At 36.4% G+C, this 17,277-nt stretch carries 15 protein-coding genes and 1 other RNA gene; 9 read left to right on the top strand and 7 right to left on the bottom strand.

The features are described 5' to 3' along the window. Positions 1 to 9: 9 nt before the first annotated feature. Both HUE58_RS00160 and HUE58_RS00155 read left to right on the top strand, forming a co-directional pair. The gene (locus HUE58_RS00160; RefSeq protein WP_174605092.1) at positions 10 to 483 is read left to right on the top strand and encodes a TRAP transporter small permease subunit; all 474 of its coding nucleotides are present in this window, start codon (positions 10 to 12) and stop codon (positions 481 to 483) included. Beyond that, positions 480 to 1,775 (top strand): TRAP transporter large permease, encoded by a 1,296-nt coding sequence (locus tag HUE58_RS00155; RefSeq protein ID WP_174605091.1) that lies wholly within the window; start codon positions 480 to 482, stop codon positions 1,773 to 1,775. Before HUE58_RS00160 ends, HUE58_RS00155 begins: the two co-directional genes overlap by 4 nt. Before the next feature lie 47 nt (positions 1,776 to 1,822). Here HUE58_RS00155 and rnpB read toward each other — a convergent pair. Both rnpB and HUE58_RS00145 read right to left on the bottom strand, forming a co-directional pair. After that, positions 1,823 to 2,165: RNase P RNA component class A (rnpB, locus tag HUE58_RS00150), an RNA gene on the bottom strand. Positions 2,166 to 2,250: 85 nt separating this feature from the next. Continuing rightward, positions 2,251 to 3,741, bottom strand: coding sequence for a fumarate hydratase (locus HUE58_RS00145; protein WP_174605090.1), 1,491 nt, complete (start codon positions 3,739 to 3,741; stop codon positions 2,251 to 2,253). A gap of 90 nt (positions 3,742 to 3,831) precedes the next feature. Here HUE58_RS00145 and HUE58_RS00140 point away from each other — a divergent pair, with 90 nt between their 5' ends. The 4 genes from HUE58_RS00140 (at position 3,832) to mrdA (ending at position 7,999) form a co-directional block, all read left to right on the top strand. Continuing rightward, positions 3,832 to 4,863, top strand: a complete 1,032-nt coding sequence (locus tag HUE58_RS00140) for a rod shape-determining protein (RefSeq protein WP_174605089.1) — start codon at positions 3,832 to 3,834, stop codon at positions 4,861 to 4,863. A gap of 36 nt (positions 4,864 to 4,899) precedes the next feature. Continuing rightward, complete coding sequence (mreC, locus tag HUE58_RS00135) at positions 4,900 to 5,694, top strand: rod shape-determining protein MreC (protein ID WP_174605088.1); 795 nt, start codon at positions 4,900 to 4,902, stop codon at positions 5,692 to 5,694. 2 nt (positions 5,695 to 5,696) lie between these two features. Beyond that, the gene (gene mreD / locus HUE58_RS00130) at positions 5,697 to 6,164 is read left to right on the top strand and encodes a rod shape-determining protein MreD (protein WP_174605087.1); all 468 of its coding nucleotides are present in this window, start codon (positions 5,697 to 5,699) and stop codon (positions 6,162 to 6,164) included. A gap of 83 nt (positions 6,165 to 6,247) precedes the next feature. After that, the gene (gene mrdA / locus HUE58_RS00125; protein ID WP_246260808.1) at positions 6,248 to 7,999 is read left to right on the top strand and encodes a penicillin-binding protein 2; all 1,752 of its coding nucleotides are present in this window, start codon (positions 6,248 to 6,250) and stop codon (positions 7,997 to 7,999) included. Positions 8,000 to 8,268: 269 nt separating this feature from the next. Here the strand turns inward: mrdA and HUE58_RS06710 are convergent, their stop codons facing one another. The 4 genes from HUE58_RS06710 to recA all read right to left on the bottom strand — a co-directional run bounded on the left by HUE58_RS06710 (position 8,269) and on the right by recA (position 10,513). Further along, positions 8,269 to 8,517, bottom strand: a complete 249-nt coding sequence (locus HUE58_RS06710; RefSeq protein ID WP_246260807.1) for an ABC transporter transmembrane domain-containing protein — start codon at positions 8,515 to 8,517, stop codon at positions 8,269 to 8,271. Between the two features lie 231 nt (positions 8,518 to 8,748). Next, the gene (locus HUE58_RS06705) at positions 8,749 to 8,892 is read right to left on the bottom strand and encodes a hypothetical protein (RefSeq protein WP_246260806.1); all 144 of its coding nucleotides are present in this window, start codon (positions 8,890 to 8,892) and stop codon (positions 8,749 to 8,751) included. Positions 8,893 to 9,065: 173 nt separating this feature from the next. Beyond that, on the bottom strand, positions 9,066 to 9,449 hold the full coding sequence (locus HUE58_RS00115; RefSeq protein WP_246260805.1) for a regulatory protein RecX: 384 nt from the start codon (positions 9,447 to 9,449) through the stop codon (positions 9,066 to 9,068). Between the two features lie 47 nt (positions 9,450 to 9,496). Continuing rightward, the gene (recA, locus tag HUE58_RS00110; RefSeq protein WP_174605085.1) at positions 9,497 to 10,513 is read right to left on the bottom strand and encodes a recombinase RecA; all 1,017 of its coding nucleotides are present in this window, start codon (positions 10,511 to 10,513) and stop codon (positions 9,497 to 9,499) included. A 66-nt stretch (positions 10,514 to 10,579) separates the two neighbouring features. On the opposite strand from recA, the gene ribD reads away from it, so the two are divergent. The 3 genes from ribD (at position 10,580) to HUE58_RS00095 (ending at position 13,614) form a co-directional block, all read left to right on the top strand. Beyond that, positions 10,580 to 11,629, top strand: coding sequence for a bifunctional diaminohydroxyphosphoribosylaminopyrimidine deaminase/5-amino-6-(5-phosphoribosylamino)uracil reductase RibD (ribD, locus tag HUE58_RS00105; protein ID WP_174605084.1), 1,050 nt, complete (start codon positions 10,580 to 10,582; stop codon positions 11,627 to 11,629). Beyond that, complete coding sequence (gene coaBC, locus HUE58_RS00100) at positions 11,626 to 12,819, top strand: bifunctional phosphopantothenoylcysteine decarboxylase/phosphopantothenate--cysteine ligase CoaBC (protein WP_174605083.1); 1,194 nt, start codon at positions 11,626 to 11,628, stop codon at positions 12,817 to 12,819. The genes ribD and coaBC overlap by 4 nt, the downstream gene beginning before the upstream one ends. A gap of 426 nt (positions 12,820 to 13,245) precedes the next feature. Next, positions 13,246 to 13,614 (top strand): hypothetical protein, encoded by a 369-nt coding sequence (locus HUE58_RS00095; protein WP_174605082.1) that lies wholly within the window; start codon positions 13,246 to 13,248, stop codon positions 13,612 to 13,614. Here HUE58_RS00095 and dnaE read toward each other — a convergent pair. Next, entirely contained in the window at positions 13,611 to 17,045 is a 3,435-nt protein-coding gene (dnaE, locus tag HUE58_RS00090) for a DNA polymerase III subunit alpha (protein WP_174605081.1), read from the bottom strand. The two genes, HUE58_RS00095 and dnaE, sit on opposite strands and share 4 nt — an antisense overlap. Positions 17,046 to 17,277: the final 232 nt, after the last annotated feature.

Below are 17,277 nucleotides of genomic sequence, written 5' to 3'. Positions count from 1 at the left end.
TTAATCGTGGTGGATAAATACACAAAATGGTTAGAAAATCTAACCATTGGATTGCTTTTATTAACCATTTTTACCATTTTTATAGATGTTGTTCTAAGATACGCCTTTAACAATTCATCAATCACCATTCAAGAAATGGGTTGGCATTTGTTCTCAGCCATGTTTTTACTCGGCATTTCTTACACATTACAAAACGATGCTCATGTTAGGGTTGATATTTTTTATGCCAATCTTAGTGTTAAAAGACAGGCATGGATTAACCTTATTGGCTTTGTTATCTTCGTCCTACCCATTAGTGTCTTAATTATTTACAACGGCGTGGATTTTTCTTATCAAGCTTTTTTGTTAAACGAACAAAGTGGCGATCCCGGTGGTCTACCCTATCGCTTTATCATTAAAGGTGTCATCCCACTTAGTTTCATTTTGCTAATTATGTCTGGGCTTATCTTTGTACGTAACAACCTCAAAAAACTTAAGCTATGATAGGGCTTATTATGTTTTTAATCACCCTAATGCTACTAATGATCGGCTTTCCTGTGGCATTTACTTTTGCAGGTGTGGCGGTTATTTTTGGCGTGTTAAGCCAAGGCGTGGATTTATTTGCCTTTATGCCTTATCGCATCATGAACGTGATGCAAAATACAATTTTAATGGCAGTGCCTTTGTTTATTTTCATGGGCATTGTCTTGCAAAAAACCAAACTTGCCGAGCAGCTTTTAGAAGCCATGGGCGGGTTATTTGGCAATGTGCGAGGCGGTCTTGCTGTTTCTACTATTTTAGTTGGCTCATTACTTGCCGCCTCTACAGGTGTTGTTGGTGCAAGTGTAGTAGCAATGGGGGTTATTTCACTACCCGTAATGCTCAAGCACCATTACAAAAAAAATCTCGCCAGTGGCGTCATTTGTGCCACAGGCACGCTAGGACAAATCATTCCTCCTTCAATTGTTCTAATCATCCTAGCAGATGTCCTTGGCGTACCTGTGGGAGATTTATTCAAAGGTGCAGTGATGCCATCCTTAATACTGGTAGGTAGTTATATCTTATATGTGCTGATAATCGCCCAATTTGACAAACAAGCCACTCCTGCCTTTAAAGGCAAAAATCATGATTTAAAAACCCACACACAATACTTACTTGTCGCCAAAGCCATTCTCCCACCCTTGTCCCTGATTATTGCCGTACTTGGTTCTATTTTTTCTGGTATTGCTACACCCACTGAATCTGCCTCAATTGGTGCAGTAGGCTCTTTGGTATTAGCCACTCTCTATAAAAGACTAAACTGGGCAATGTTGCGTGAAAGCAGCATTGAAACCATCAAAATCACCTCAATGGTCTTTGCCATTCTAATCGGCGCAACTGCCTTTTCCATGGTGTTTACTTACAACGGTGGTGACACCCTAGTAGAAACCTTTATTATGCAACTCCCTGCTAAAGAAATGAGTTTTATTTTACTGTCCATGCTTATTATTCTCATTCTTGGATTTTTTATCGATTTTGTAGAAATCTCACTGATTATCGTCCCCATCTTCTACCCAATCGCCCAATCACTCGGCATTGACATGGCTTGGTTTGCCATCTTAATTGCTATGAATTTGCAAACTTCCTTTCTCACGCCACCTTTTGGTTTTAGTTTGTTTTATCTCAAAGGGGTTGCTCCTAAATCAATTCAAACAATGGATATCTATAAAGGTGTTATGCCCTTTATTGCTATCCAAATCATGGTTTTAATGAGTCTTATTTTATTTCCAACTTGGTATGGTTTTTCTGACTTTTAAGGCCTATTAATTTTCACTTTGTTGTTTATTCAATGTAGTAGAAAGTAAAAAAAAGTTGGTCTATAAGCCGGGTTCTGTAATAGATGGTCATTCATCTACGTATTTTGTTACCAAAACGCTTTAGCACTCTACCCGCCAACTCCGCGAGCAACATCATCATTGGCTTATTTGAGCTTGCTCCAAGTGGGGTTTACCTTGCCACATTTGTCGCCAAATGCGCGGTGCGCTCTTACCGCACCTTCTCACCCTTACCTATTAAAAATAAGCGGTCTAAATCTCTGCAGCACTTTCCGTTATGTCACCATACCTAGCTGTTAGCTAGCACTTTGTTCTATGGAGCCCGGACTTTCCTCTGAAAAATTAATCTCCAGCGACCATCCGACCAACTTCGGCGCTATTATACGCCAAGACTACATTTCTAAAATGCTTAAGTTGGTTCGAAAAAGATAGTTCCACTAAAACTCTAGCGACACACTTAGTAGGTTATTTGAATATCTTGAAAAATGCTGTGAATATTATTACCTTGAGTATCAATTGCGACTGTAACTGGCATGTCTTTAACTTCAAATTCGTAAATTGCCTCCATGCCCATCTCCTTAAATGCAATTTTTTTAGCCTTTTTAATAGACTTAGAAATCAAATAAGCCGCACCACCTACTGCAATAAGATATGTAACCTTGTGTTTTTTAATGGCTTGCATACTAGCTTCGCCACGTTCTGCCTTACCAATCATACCTAAAATATTGGTATTATCCAACAGCATATCAGTAAATTTATCCATACGCGTAGCAGTAGTAGGACCTGCTGGACCAATGACTTCATCACCAACGGCGTCCACTGGACCAACATAATAAATAAATTTATTGTCAAAATCTACACCATCTGGCAAGCCTTCGTCATTATCAAGCATTTGCTTAAGGCGTTTATGTGCCGCATCTCGTCCGGTAATAATTATACCTGTTAGCAACAAGGTATCGCCAATATTCCACTGAGCCATTTGCTTGCGGGTTAAACTGTTTAAATCAACTTTTTTATATTGAGAATAATCCATTTCTAATTGAGGGTGGCTATCCATATCCACTTCTGGCAATTGAGTCACACCTGAACCATCAAGTGAGAAGTGTAAATGGCGCGTTGCTGCACAATTAGGAATCATCGCCACTGCTTGAGAGGCGGCATGAGTTGGATAATCTTTAATTTTAACATCTAACACCGTTGTCAAACCACCCAAGCCTTGTGCACCAACACCTAAATGATTAATTTTATCAAATAACTCCAGACGTAGTTTTTCAAGGTTGCTGGGGTTCGATTTTTGTGCAATATCTTGAATATCGATAGGCTCCATCAAACTTTCTTTTGCCATTAACATAGCCTTTTCAGCCGTACCACCAACACCAATGCCAATCATACCTGGCGGACACCAGCCAGCACCCATGGTTGGTATGGTTTCTAACACCCAATCAACAATATTATCATCTGGCGCAAGTACGCTAAATTTTGCCTTATTTTCAGAACCGCAGCCTTTAGCTGCTACAATAAAATTAAGCTGACTACCTTTAACAACTTTCATGTGAATAACTGCTGGTGTATTATCTTTAGTGTTAACTCTAGTAAATAATGGGTCTTTTACAATTGAAGCTCTAAGAGGATTATCTGCATAGGTAAATGCCTGACGAACACCTTCATTAATCATATCTTCTAATGATAAATCAGCTACCCAAGTAACCGCCATACCCACTTCAACAAATACATTAACAATACCAGTGTCTTGACACATTGGGCGCTTACCTAAGGCTGCCATTTTTGAGTTAATAAGAATTTGTGTAATGGCATTTTTTGCAGCCTTGTGGGTTTCTTTTTCATAAGCATTGGTCATTGCTTGAATAAAATCAGGGCTGTGATAATAAGAGATATATTGTAAAGCATTAAAAATGCTTTCTATGACATGTTTTTGTTGAATTTTCATATTTACAAGGTGTTGATTATTGCTTAATTTTTACTGATTATTTATAGTATTATATCTCTTTATTTTACGAATACTTAACTGGGAATTTTTATGTTTGATTTTTTAAAAGGCCAAAGTCTTTCTATTGACTTAGGTACGGCTAATACACTGATTTATATGGATGGTGCTGTAGTACTTAATGAGCCATCAGTGGTTGCTATTCATAATGACAAAAGGTCGTTAGAATCAACCGTCATTGCTGTGGGTCAAGATGCTAAAAATATGTTGGGTAGAACACCTGGCTCCATTGAAGCCATCAGACCGATGAAAGATGGTGTGATTGCTGATTTTAAAATCACTGAGAAAATGCTACAGCACTTTATTCGTAAGGTTTTGCGTTCTGGCTTTTTTTCACCCAGTCCTAAAGTGCTTATTTGCGTGCCTTGCGGTGCAACTCAAGTTGAGCGTCGCGCTATTAAAGAAAGTGCTGTTGGTGCAGGTGCACGTGATGTTTATTTAATTGAGGAACCAATGGCGGCTGCACTGGGTGCAGGTATGGCTATTGAAGAAGCTTCAGGTGCTATGGTTATTGATGTTGGTGGTGGCACAACTGAAATTGCAATCATGTCACTAAATGGCATTGTATATTCTGACTCACTGCGCGTAGGTGGTGATGTGTTTGATGACACGATTGTTAAATTCGTGCGCCGTGAACACAGTATTATTATTGGTTACTCTACTGCTGAACAAATCAAAGAAGAGGTCGGTTCTGCTTTTAAATCAAATGCAATTAAAGAAATGCAATTTAGAGGTCGTGATGTTGCCAAAGGCATTCCAGTGAGTTTTAATATAACTAATACTGAAATTCGACAAGCCTTACAAGAACCACTTAAAATGATTCTTGGTGCTATTAGAACTGCGCTAGAGAAAACACCACCAGAGTTAAGCTCTGACATTGCTGAAAATGGCTTAGTTCTCACAGGTGGCGGTGCACTTTTGGACGGTCTTGATAAGCTTATTGGTCAAGAAACCAGTCTACCAATACGCATTGCTGACGATCCACTCACTTGTGTTGCTCGTGGTGGTGGTGTTGCACTTAGTATGATATCTGAACATAATGTGGGGTTTTTAGCTGCTGAGTAGTTAAATATTGATTAACGATTTATAAGGGTTACCAACATGAAGTTTCTTAAACTTTTTATCCCTGTCATTATCGCTATACTACTTATACTCTCTGATTATAAGTTCTCATATCTTAATCATCTAAGACAACCAATTGCAACCTTAATATCACCCATCTATATGATGGTAAATCTGCCTTCACAGATTTATATTTGGATTGATGAGCAAGGTACCAGCAAAAGTCAATTAATCAGAAATAATAATAATTTACATCGTGAACTATTAAAACTCAAAGCTAAATTACAAACCTACAACGCTTTAACGCTTGAGAATAAAAAGCTCCAAGCGCTTTTAGGTTCAAGTTATGCCATCAAGCAACAAAACTTTACCTTGGCAAGAATAAGTGCACTCAGCCAATCTAGACTGAAAAAACAAATTATTATTAACAAAGGTAGTAGTAGCGGTATCAAGGTTGGACAGGTTGCCTTAAGCGCTAAAGGCATTATTGGACAAGTATCGCGAACAACGCCACTATATTCAACCATATTAATGGCCAGTGACCCTACGCAACACGTGCCTGTTAAAAATGAACGTAGTGGTATTCGTGGTATTAGCAGAGGCGTTGCTGAGAATAATCATCTATTAGATGTTGAATTTATCGAGCCTAATTTGGACGTTAAAGTGGGTGATGTATTTCTAAGTAGCGCCATCGGTTCAAAATTTCCTAATGGATATCCATTAGGAAGAGTAATTCGTGTAGAAGAACACCAAAACGAGCCCTTTTTGCATATCCAATTAGAACCTACTCAAACACTAGAGCAACTAGAATTTGTCATTATTACGACCGATTAATCATGAACGCACAGCGCCCTTACATATTTCTAACTAAGATTACTTTTTTTGCATTAATTTTAAGTGTAATACCTCTAAATGATGTGTTATTAGATGCATCTGCATTTTGGTTGTTACTTTTTTATACCTATTGGTTGGTATATTTTCCAACCAAAGCCAAATTTTTTATTGCACTCATTCTTGGCTTACTTGTTGACGTTCTACATGGTGATATTTTGGGACAAAATGCCTTAGCACTCATATTGAGCAGCCTATTTATTAATAATGTCAAACAATCATTTTTTGTATCCAACCTAAGCACTCAACAAATCTATGTGTTTATATCTAGTAGTATTTATCTGGTATTTTTCTTACTAACTTTTGTATTAACACAAGGTTTTGTTATCAACTATTACTTATTTTTAGCGCCGTTTACTGGCGCATTGATTTGGCCAATCGTTCGGTTTTTATTATCAAAATGCAAAGTATAAATAATGCTCAACTTGAAAACAAAATACTCTTCTCTAGGTTGAGGTTAGCACTTATTTTTATATTTTTACTAACCACTTTATTAGTGATTAGAATCTACAATTTACAAATAGTAAACCATGAATATTACTTAGAAGAAGCTTTGGGTAACCAAATGCGTACTCTACCCATAACACCTAGTAGAGGAAAAATATTTGATCGCTATGATAATGTTTTAGCTACTAACAAGTTGGCATTTCGATTGACCTTAACACAAGAAAAAACTAAAAATATTGCTAAAACACTACAACAACTCAAACAATCTGGCTTTATCAACGATAATAACATCAAAAGCTTTAATAAAAATGCAAGGCGTTATCAAAAATTTCATAGCATCCCAATCAAATATAATCTTAATGAAACTCAGGTTGCAAAATTCTTAATTAGTAATGCTTTTATTGGTGTAGATATAGAGCCTTATTTTCATCGGATTTATCCCAATCAAGGTTCTAGCGTTCATGTCGTTGGTTATGTTTCTAGAATAACTAAGAAAGAGAAGCTTTTTTACGATAAGAAAAACTATTTAGGAGCCTTGTTTGTAGGTAAAACTGGCATTGAAAAACAATACGAAACACGATTGCATGGCACTAATGGCTTGCAACAAATTGAGCGAAATGTAAGTGGCAGAGTTATTGACACCCAAGTTATTAAACCTGCTATTGCAGGTGAGAATTTATATTTAAGCATTGACTTAGATATGCAAAAAAAAGCAGAAACATTACTTCAAGGCAAACGTGGTTCAATTGTAGTTATAGATGTCAGGAATGGGGAAATATTAACGCTAGTTAGTACGCCCATCTATAATCCAAACTGGTTTGTTAATGGCATATCACATGCTAACTATAACCAGTTGCAAACTTCAACAAATATCCCTCAGCTTAACCGCGCCGTTCAAGGGCTATACCCACCAGGGTCTACAATTAAACCCATGGTGGCTCTAGCAGGTTTGGAAGAAAATATTATTAGTAATAAAAGTAGCACCTTCTGCTCAGGTTATTACAAATTACCCAACGTTAAACGCAAATTTAACGACTGGAAAAAAACAGGACATGGATACGTAAATGTCAAAGACTCAATCGCACAATCGTGTGATGTGTTTTTCTATGATTTGGCAGATAAATTGGGTATTGACAAATTACACGATAATTTAGACTTATTTAATTTTGGCCGAAAAACAGGCATTGATATTCCCGGAGAAAGCGCTGGTATTCTACCCTCTAAAACTTGGAAAAATAAAAATAAAAATGAGCCTTGGTATCGCGGAGAGACCTTAATTACAGGCATTGGTCAAGGATTTATAGCTGTTACTCCTTTGCAGCTTGCAGTTGCCACAGCAGCGATTGCCAACAAGGGGTCTTTATTTCGGCCAACCTTACTTAAAAATACGCAAGTACCTGGCAATATAATCATTGAATCTAAAAAAGGTCGCCATATACAAATTCCAATTAAAAATATTCAAAATTGGGAAAATGTGATTGACGGAATGAAACAAACCATTTACGGCCCTAAAGGCACCGCTAGAAGACTCAATAAGGGTTTAACTTATACCTTAGCTGGAAAAACTGGAACTGCACAAGTGTTCGGCCTTGACGCTGAAGAGCAATATATTGCAGAAAAACTTGATGAAAAATTACGAGATCATGCTTTGTTTACTGGCTTTGCCCCTATTGAAAATCCAGAGATAGCCATCGCTATTATTGTTGAAAATACAGGCAATGGCAGCTCAAAAGCAGCACCAATTGCACGTCAAGTGCTTGATGTATATTTTGACAAGCAACTAAACAATACTTCGCCTTAATAAATCTCGCTCAATTGGAAATGTTAAGGTTACATCCATGCAGTAACGTGCTTTAAGTTGATTTAATTGTGGTTGGTTAATTTCATCGTATAAAATAATGATTGTTGCTGCAAAGACTCAATATTACTGACTCGGTCTCGGAACTCTGGATTGTGACTAAATTCAGCCACCAACACTTAGTAGGTATTTTTCTTAGCAAGTAATACAAATAAGACTTGAACAAAGTTAAGTACCGTCATTGAAGTAAAACTTTTCGTGGCGACATTTTCCTAACGAGTCATAGTTTCATCATAACGATTAACTTCAAAATTCTCTTGATTAAAATATTTAACTGTTTCATAGTTAATCAAACTGTCCACTGCATTCGTATTGGCCTCAGATTGCATGTCATTCATCTGATAACGATACTTCATCCGCCAAGTTGTGATAGCCAGTGTGAACCCGATATAAAAAACCACGGTCAATAATGAAATACCAGCAAAGAAAATATCATAATTCAGCCACAAAATACCAATCACTAAACATATCTCAAAAAACGAAGGAATAATGTTAAAAAAATCGACAACACAGGGTAGACATACTTTGAGTGCAACGACTAATAATCACAAGTAATTCCACCATTGCGGCAATCTAAATGAAAAAATAAACCCAGTGTATACAAGTGCTTAAACACAGCAAGTGCAATCAAATACATAGCGTGATAACGGACGCACGCAAAAATCGTATCACGAAGCTCATTAAATAACAAACTAGCAAGCCTTATAGTGCACCATAGGCAAAGAAGCAACCCTAATGACAAAATCAGCTAAGTTAGTTTGCTCTAAAGAGTCAACAATTTCTTTTAAAACAACAGGCACTGCAACATTGGCAAGTTTTGCGAAAATTAAAAACATTATTGCCAAAACAACGCGCACACGCATTTTTAATAAATAAGGCAAAAGCTTTTTTTAAAACCTTAAGATCTCTGGCCACGCATCATTTAATTGGGTGTTCAAATAAAGCCTCTATTACTCTTATTTCACTATAAGGATATTTAATATACAAAGGTGAGTGCATGGTAAATAGTCTATTCACAGCTAAATACTTGGTTAATTTGCTCAAGATCAAACCCACGTGATTGTAAAAAACGCTGTTGTTTAGCTTTTTCTTTATAATCTTTAGGTAATTGCTCGCCATATTTTTTTAATCTAACCCTTTTAGCAAGTTCAAAAAAATCAATGGTTGATAAATCAAAATCTTCAATACCTTTTTGTTTCAATTGTTGACTGATTAATACATCACCCTTACCTTGATTAGTGCGCATAAGTACAAACGCCTTAGAAAAGCGTTCATCGCTTTGATAATTATTTTGTGCTAGTTGCACTAATACTGGCTCTATTTCTTCAATAGCATAACCTTTAGTACTTAATTTTTGCGTCAACTCTAAAGCAGAATACTCACGCTGGACCAATAAACTTAAAATCTGGTGATAAGCTTGATTAATCGACGTCTTGATTGCTAACGTCCTTTTTCAATGTCTGCTTCTTTAGTTAGTAATTTTTCACGGATTTGTGTCTCGATTTTTTGACTGAGCTTAGGGTTTGATTTTAAATATTCACGAGCGTTATCTTTACCTTGGCCAATTCGCTCTCCTTCAACACTATACCAAGCACCTGCTTTTTCAACAAACCCGTGCTTCACGCCTAAATCAATTATTTCACTTTCAAGTGAAATACCCTCGTTGTAAAGGATTTGAAATTCTGCTTGTTTGAAGGGTGATGCAACTTTATTTTTTAATACTTTAACGCGTGTTTCATTGCCTAAAATCTCATCGCCTTTTTTAATCGCACCAATACGGCGAATATCTAAGCGTATTGAGGCGTAAAATTTCAACGCGTTACCACCAGTTGTGGTTTCAGGATTGCCAAACATAACACCAATTTTCATACGTAATTGGTTGATAAAAATCACCATGGTATTGGTTCGCTTAATGTTTGAGGTAAGTTTTCTAAGTGCTTGAGACATAAGTCGGGCTTGAAGTCCCATATGTGAAGCACCCATTTCACCCTCTATTTCTGCCTTGGGTGCGAGTGCTGCAACAGAGTCAATCACCACAATATCCACGCTACCTGAGCGTACTAACATATCCGTAATCTCTAATGCTTGCTCACCTGTATCGGGTTGTGAAATTAACAAATCATCCGTATTAACACCCAAACGTTTAGCGTATCTAGGATCAAGCGCATGCTCAGCATCAATAAAAGCCGCTGTACCACCTAGTTTTTGTACCTCAGCAATCACGTGCAATGTTAGCGTTGTTTTGCCTGATGACTCAGGACCATAAATTTCGATCACTCTCCCCTTAGGTAAACCACCAATACCTAGGGCAATATCTAAGCCTAAACTGCCTGTAGAAACTACCTCAATATTACTTTGAACTTGGTCATCGCCCAAAAACATAACTGAACCCTTGCCAAATTGTTTATCAATCTGTGCAAGAGCTGCTTTTAAGGCTTGTTTTTTTTCTTCATCCATGTTGTTTCTCCTAGGTAAAATATTGTCAATGTTTATGCAAAATATTCTCACAATTATATCTGAAATATGCCGGCAACTTTTTCAAAAAATGACACTCAAAACATGGCAATCGCACTCAAACTTGCCAGTCAAGGCATATACAGTGTAAAGTCTAATCCTATGGTCGGTTGTGTGATTGTAAAACATGCAAAAATTATTGCCAAAGGCTATCACCAAACCTTTGGCAAAGCACACGGAGAAATTAACGCCTTACAACAAATTAATCATCAAGCTCAGGACGCCACGTTTTACGTCACCTTAGAACCTTGTTCGTATCAAGGCAAAACTCCGTCTTGCGCACAAGCCATTATTGATTCAGGCGCTAAAAAAGTTGTTATTGCTATGCTCGACCCTAATCCACTAGTCAATGGTAAAGGTGTTGTTATGCTTGAAAATACAGATATTGAGGTTAAGATTGGTTTGTTAGAAAATGATGCATTAACTCTTAATCAAGGATTCGTCAAACGCATGAAAACCAATCAGCCCTTTGTGCGCTGCAAAATAGCCATGAGTCTTGATGGTAAAACCTCAATGAGCTCAGGTGAAAGCAAATGGATTACCTCAGAGATCGCAAGATTGGACGTGCAAAAACTACGTGCCAATCACCAAGCAATTATGACCGGCTCAGGAACAATTATTAGTGATAATCCTTTAATGACGGTACGTCTTGATGACGTCAGTCCAACACCACTACGTGTTGTGGTTGATAGTAAAAACCAAATAACAGATACCTCACTTAATATATTTAACACCGATGCACCAACACTAATCTTAAACCCAACTAACACTAAAACGCTTGACTCTGGCAAATTGAACCTTGATGATGTCTTAATCCAATTAGGCAATCAAGGCATTAACAATGTCCTACTTGAGGCAGGGCCTAAGCTGATTAGTGCTATGATTAAAAGTAACTTAATTGATGAGTTTGTTATTTATATGGCACCCATATTGATGGGTGGTGATGCCAATTCAATGCTTAATCTAATTATTAAAGATATGGCTCATAAAATTAAACTGAATATTATCGATATTAAAATGGTGGGTGATGACATCAAAATAACTGCCACTTTAAAATGAACAGCTTAACTAATAAAAATATCATCCTTGGCGTTAGTGGCTCTATTTCGGCTTATAAAGCACCTGATATTGTACGCCGATTACAAGATTTGGGCGCTCAGGTAAAAGTGATTCTTACTGAGGGAGGTGCTAAATTTATTACTGAATTATCCTTACAATCAATCTCAAAAAATAAAGTTCATTACAATTTATGGGATGAGGATGCTGAACTTAGCATGGGACATATTGAACTTGCCAAATGGACAGATGCTATTTTAATCGCGCCTGCCAGTGCCAATACCATCGCCAATATCGCTCTAGGAAAAGCTAATGACTTATTAAGTAGTGTCATTTTAGCAAGTAATGCAGCACTACTTATTGCACCTGCTATGAACCTAAAAATGTATCAATCTCATGCACTTCAAGACAACTTATTAACACTCATTAGTCGTCATGCAATCATCATTAAGCCAGAATCTGGCGAACAGGCTTGTGGTGATATTGGTATAGGCAGGCTCGTAGAGCCATTAAGCATTGCAAAACAAGTGGCTAAGCAGTTCATTAGTACAAAACTCACTGGTAAAAAAGTGTTGATTACTTTAGGTGCTACTATTGAAGCCATTGACCCAGTTAGGTTTATTTCTAATCACAGTAGCGGAAAAATGGGCATGGCATTGATTAATGCTTGTATTGAAATGGGCGCATCAGTGATTTGTATTTATGGCAATATCACCACAACTCTAAATGAAAAATCTAACAATATGCCCATTATTAGTGCACAACAGATGTATACCAAAGTTATGAATAACATTGCTGGTCAAGATATTTTTATTGCTTGTGCGGCTGTGAGTGATTTTTCTGTTAAAAATACAAAAAATCAGAAAATCAAAAAAGATGGAAAAAACCTAATACTTGAGCTCATTCCAAACAAAGACATATTGGCAGATGTCTGCAAATTAGGAAAAAAACCTATTTGTATGGGTTTTGCTGCAGAAACGCAAAATACGTTAAAAAATGCTCAAAAAAAGCTCAAAAATAAAGGCTGTGATGTCATTATCCTTAATGACGTTTCAAATACTGATTTTGGCTCCAATGTGGATGAAAATGAGGTGGTTTTTTTAAGTCAAAATTTAAACAAAAAAATAGCAAAAAATAGCAAAAAAAAAGTGGCAAAAAAAATCCTTGCAATCTTTATTAAAGAATACTTATAAACACCAAAAAATGCTATTAAATCAACACCCAATAGACTTACTCACAAAAGTGTGGATAAACATGTTAATATCTCATTGAAAAGTACTCAAATACGTTGATACATTGCACCTTTTTATGGTTTTGAATAAAAATTAATCAGTTAAAATTTTTAATTAAAAATCAATAACTTATATAAATTTATAAAAAACCAATAGCTGAAAAAATGTCTATCAATTGATTTGAGAACACTTTAGAGGAAAACTTAGCTGGTTTCACGTGTTAAACCAAGGATTTCAAGATATATTTAGTAATGATAAATCAATAATGACATGCTTTACAAAAACCCTTGATTAGTGTCAACTATTTATGCTAGTTTATAGTCTAAGTTTCTTGCTTGGTATCTTAGTATTTTCACTTAAAAATATCTTAATAATATTAAACTTTGAATGGGGTATAATCTTTGCTCTATTCTTTGCTATTTTCGTCACTTTCAAGAAACACGAAATACACTCTATTATTTGATACAGGCAACAGGCAGTGGCTACCCTTCTGGATTTAACATGGGAGATGCGGTCGTTATTCTCTACTTGCGCTCAAAACAAATTCAATATTTGGATAAAATTATTATTTCTAGTGGTTGTAAAAATAGATTTAATCATCCTGCTAAAATCGTTTTAGATAGATATAAAAACCATAACATTAATATTTTAAACACCAATTATGCTGGACAAATTAAGATTTTTCTAAATAAAGATATTACAATTAATCAATACAGGCAAGATTATACGCACTACTATCAGTGTCAATGCAACTAATGATAATGAATCTTACTAACTTGATCTTGAGCCAAGACATTCACAGCATCAATTAACTGTTGGTTAGGCGTCACCAAATAGGCTTTATTTAGCAACATACTGCCTCTTAAATTATTAGCAATATAAGAAATTTTAACTGGACAATTACCTTTGTGCTCAAGTAGCACTTTGACAAGTTTGTCAAAAATTGACTGGTGTTTGGTGTTTAATAAAACTTCAAAACCCTTGGCATAGCTCATTTTCACTTCTCCAATATTTTCAATTTTATCAACCACCACTTGCCACTGATTTCTAAAATCTTTATTAATTTTGCCTGAAATCACCACCACTTCATCAACAATAAGTTGCTCACTCACCGAACCTAGAGTTTTGGTAAATATCACAGCATTTAATAGCTTGACACCGTCTTCAACTGTAACTAGGGCAATTTGCCCACCACTCTTAGTAGCGCGATAACGCAGCTCTGAAATTAATGCCAATACGCGCACTTCTTTATTATTTCTAAAGACAACTTTAGAAGGCAGTGTTGCGCCAATATGCTTTAAATCAGCCTTGTATTCATCAGTAGGATGATCATCAAAATAATAGCCCAGTACGCTTTTTTCTAGTTGCAATCTTTCTTTAAACGAAAAACTTGGTGCTGAAAGATAATGCACCTCATATTCACTATGTTGTTTAGTATTGGAAAACAACCCACTCTGACCACTAGAATGGTCATTTTGCTTCTGTTCTGCTTGTCTAATAGCTATAGGGTAGGTTTTGATTAAACTTGCCTTATCCACGCCTAATACATCAAAAGCGCCACTATAAATCAACGCCTCAATGGCGCGCTTGTTCAAATAACGCTTTTCAATTCTAGAACAGAACTCAAATAAATCTTTGTAAGCGCCATTGGCATTACACTCAAATACGAGCGCATCAACCAACGCCCCACCCACACCTTTAATTGCACCAAGACCATATACAATTGTTTTTGCATCATTAATGCTAAATTCATAATTAGATTCACATACGTTTGGCCCATTAACCATCAAGCCCATTTGGCGCACTTCACTAATGGTAAATGAGATTCTCTCTGTATCGTCCATCATGCCGGATAAAACTGCCGCCATAAAAGGAGCAGGATAGTGAGACTTAAGCCAAGCAGTATGATAAGATACATAGGCGTATGCCACCGAGTGAGATTTATTAAAACCATAGCCTGAAAATTTATCAATCAAATCGAAAATTTCATTGGCTTTTTTCTCGTCAATGCCTTTTTCAGCAGCGCCTTTAACAAACACACTACGCTGACGACTCATCTCGCTGGCTTTTTTCTTACCCATCGCACGCCTAAGTAAATCTGCGCCACCTAAAGAGTAACCTGCCATTACTTGTGCTGATTTCATTACTTGTTCTTGGTACAAAAACACACCATTAGTTGGTTTAAGAATCTGCTCTAGCATCGGATGTGGATATTTAACCTGCGCACCATGCTTTACATTAATATAATCATCTATCATACCTGCATCTAATGGGCCTGGGCGATACAGTGCTAACATGGCAACAATATCTTCAAAATTATCCGCTTGCAGTTTCTTTAGATAACTACGCATACCTTCGGACTCTAATTGAAAAATACCTATTGTGTCACAACGTTGAAGCAACTCATAAACTTTTTTGTCATCCAATGGCAAAGCATCTAAATCAATCGGCTCATCTGACAAGCCTTTAGCGCTAATCAGTTTAACAGCCTTATGAATAACCGTTAAATTAGACAACCCTAAAAAGTCAAATTTAACCAAACCAACTGCTTCAACATCATCTTTATCAAACTGAGAAACTACGCCATCATTCTCACCATAACCTTTATATACTGGACAAAAATCACTAATCTTGCTTGGTGCAATCACCACACCACCTGCATGTGTACCAACGTTTCGCACTAAGCCCTCTAACTGCTTAGAAAGATCAATTAATGCAGTCACGCTTTCTTCCGAATCATAACGAGTTCGTAATTCCTCCGAGCCTCCTTCTTCAGGCTCACTCAAGGCTTTTTCAAGTGTCATTTTCAAATCATTAGGAATCATCTTTGATATTTTGTCACTAAACCCATAAGAATGACCCAGAACACGTCCCGCATCACGCACCACACCTTTAGCCGCCATCGTGCCGTAAGTAATAATTTGTGAAACCTTTTCATGACCGTACTTTTTGGACACATAATCAATCACTTCATCTCGACGATCAGTGCAAAAATCAATATCAAAATCTGGCATTGAAATCCGCTCTGGATTTAAGAAACGCTCAAATAACAATTCATGCTTAATCGGATCAACATTAGTAATTCTCAAAACATAAGCCACTAAAGAACCAGCACCAGAACCACGACCAGGGCCTACTGGAATGTCATTTTCTTTTGACCATCTAATAAAATCTGCCACAATTAAAAAATAACCTGGAAATCCCATTTGAATAATAACATCAAGCTCAAATTTTAAGCGCTGGTGATAAACCTGCGCATCAACTTTTAAGTTTTGTAAGCGCTGAATCAAACCACGCTCCGACTCTTCACAAAAAAACTGCTCTATGGTTAAGCCTTCTGGCACAGGAAAATCTGGCAAATAATTCTTTTTGAATAGCTCAAAATGCACATTGCAACGTTTGGCAATTTCTAATGTATTTTCTAAAATTTCTGGCAAATCAGCAAACAGTTCATGCATTTGCTCAGATGATTTTAAAAATTGCTGGTTAGAAAAATGTCGCTCACGCCGTGTATCATCTAAGAGACTGCCCTGAGAAATACAAATTCTGGCCTCATGTGCATCAAAATCACTTTCATTTAAAAACTGCACATCGTTTGTTGCCACAACAGCAATACCAAACTCAAGCGCCAATTCAACACAAAGATGTAAGTGTTTTTCATCAAACTCCCTTGAAGTTCTCTGTACACCTAAATAATAACGTTCAACAAAAGCAGTTTGCCAAAATTTAGCTTTTTGCTTAGCCTCAATCATTTGATTCGATATTAAATGTTTAGCTACATCGCTATAAATAGGTGTTGCAATCATAATCAAACCTTGGTTATAATCAATTAGTTGTTGCTGCGTTACACTAACACACTCAAACGATTGTCCTTGAGTATAAGACAAAGAAATCAATTCAGAAAGGTTAAGGTAGCCTTGGCGGTCTTGACACAATAATAAAACCGAATAAAACTCACCCTCTTTATCTTTGACATTAACTCTAGCACCAAATATTGGCTTGATATTAGCAGCAGTGGCTTTTTGATAAAATTTAACGGCAGAAAAAAGGTTGGACTCATCTGTTAGTGCAATTGAATCCATGCCAATTTCTTGTGCTTTTTCAATCAATTTTGGAATACGTACCAAAGAGTTCTCAACTGAGAATTCACTTTGACAATGTAGGTGCACAAAACCAGAATTAGCCATTAAGAGTAATTAAAATAAATTTGATGAAATACTTATTCATTTTACAAGTCTAAAGAACTTTTTTTTATTTTAAAAGTACTGAAAGTTTTCAAAAAATATATCAGACAGAGTAAAAATTATTGAGAATTTCTTACTGTTGATTAAAAAAAATTAATACAGGCTTTTTTAATCAACAAACAATAGATAAAAAATACCCTAATGTTGGGGTATTTTTTCTAATTCACTAGATTTC

Source organism: Candidatus Ruthia endofausta, assembly GCF_013342985.1.
Classification (GTDB): domain Bacteria; phylum Pseudomonadota; class Gammaproteobacteria; order PS1; family Pseudothioglobaceae; genus Ruthia; species Ruthia endofausta.
The sequence above is the reverse complement of the archived record's forward strand: the minus strand, read 5'-3'. Positions and strand labels throughout refer to the sequence as shown.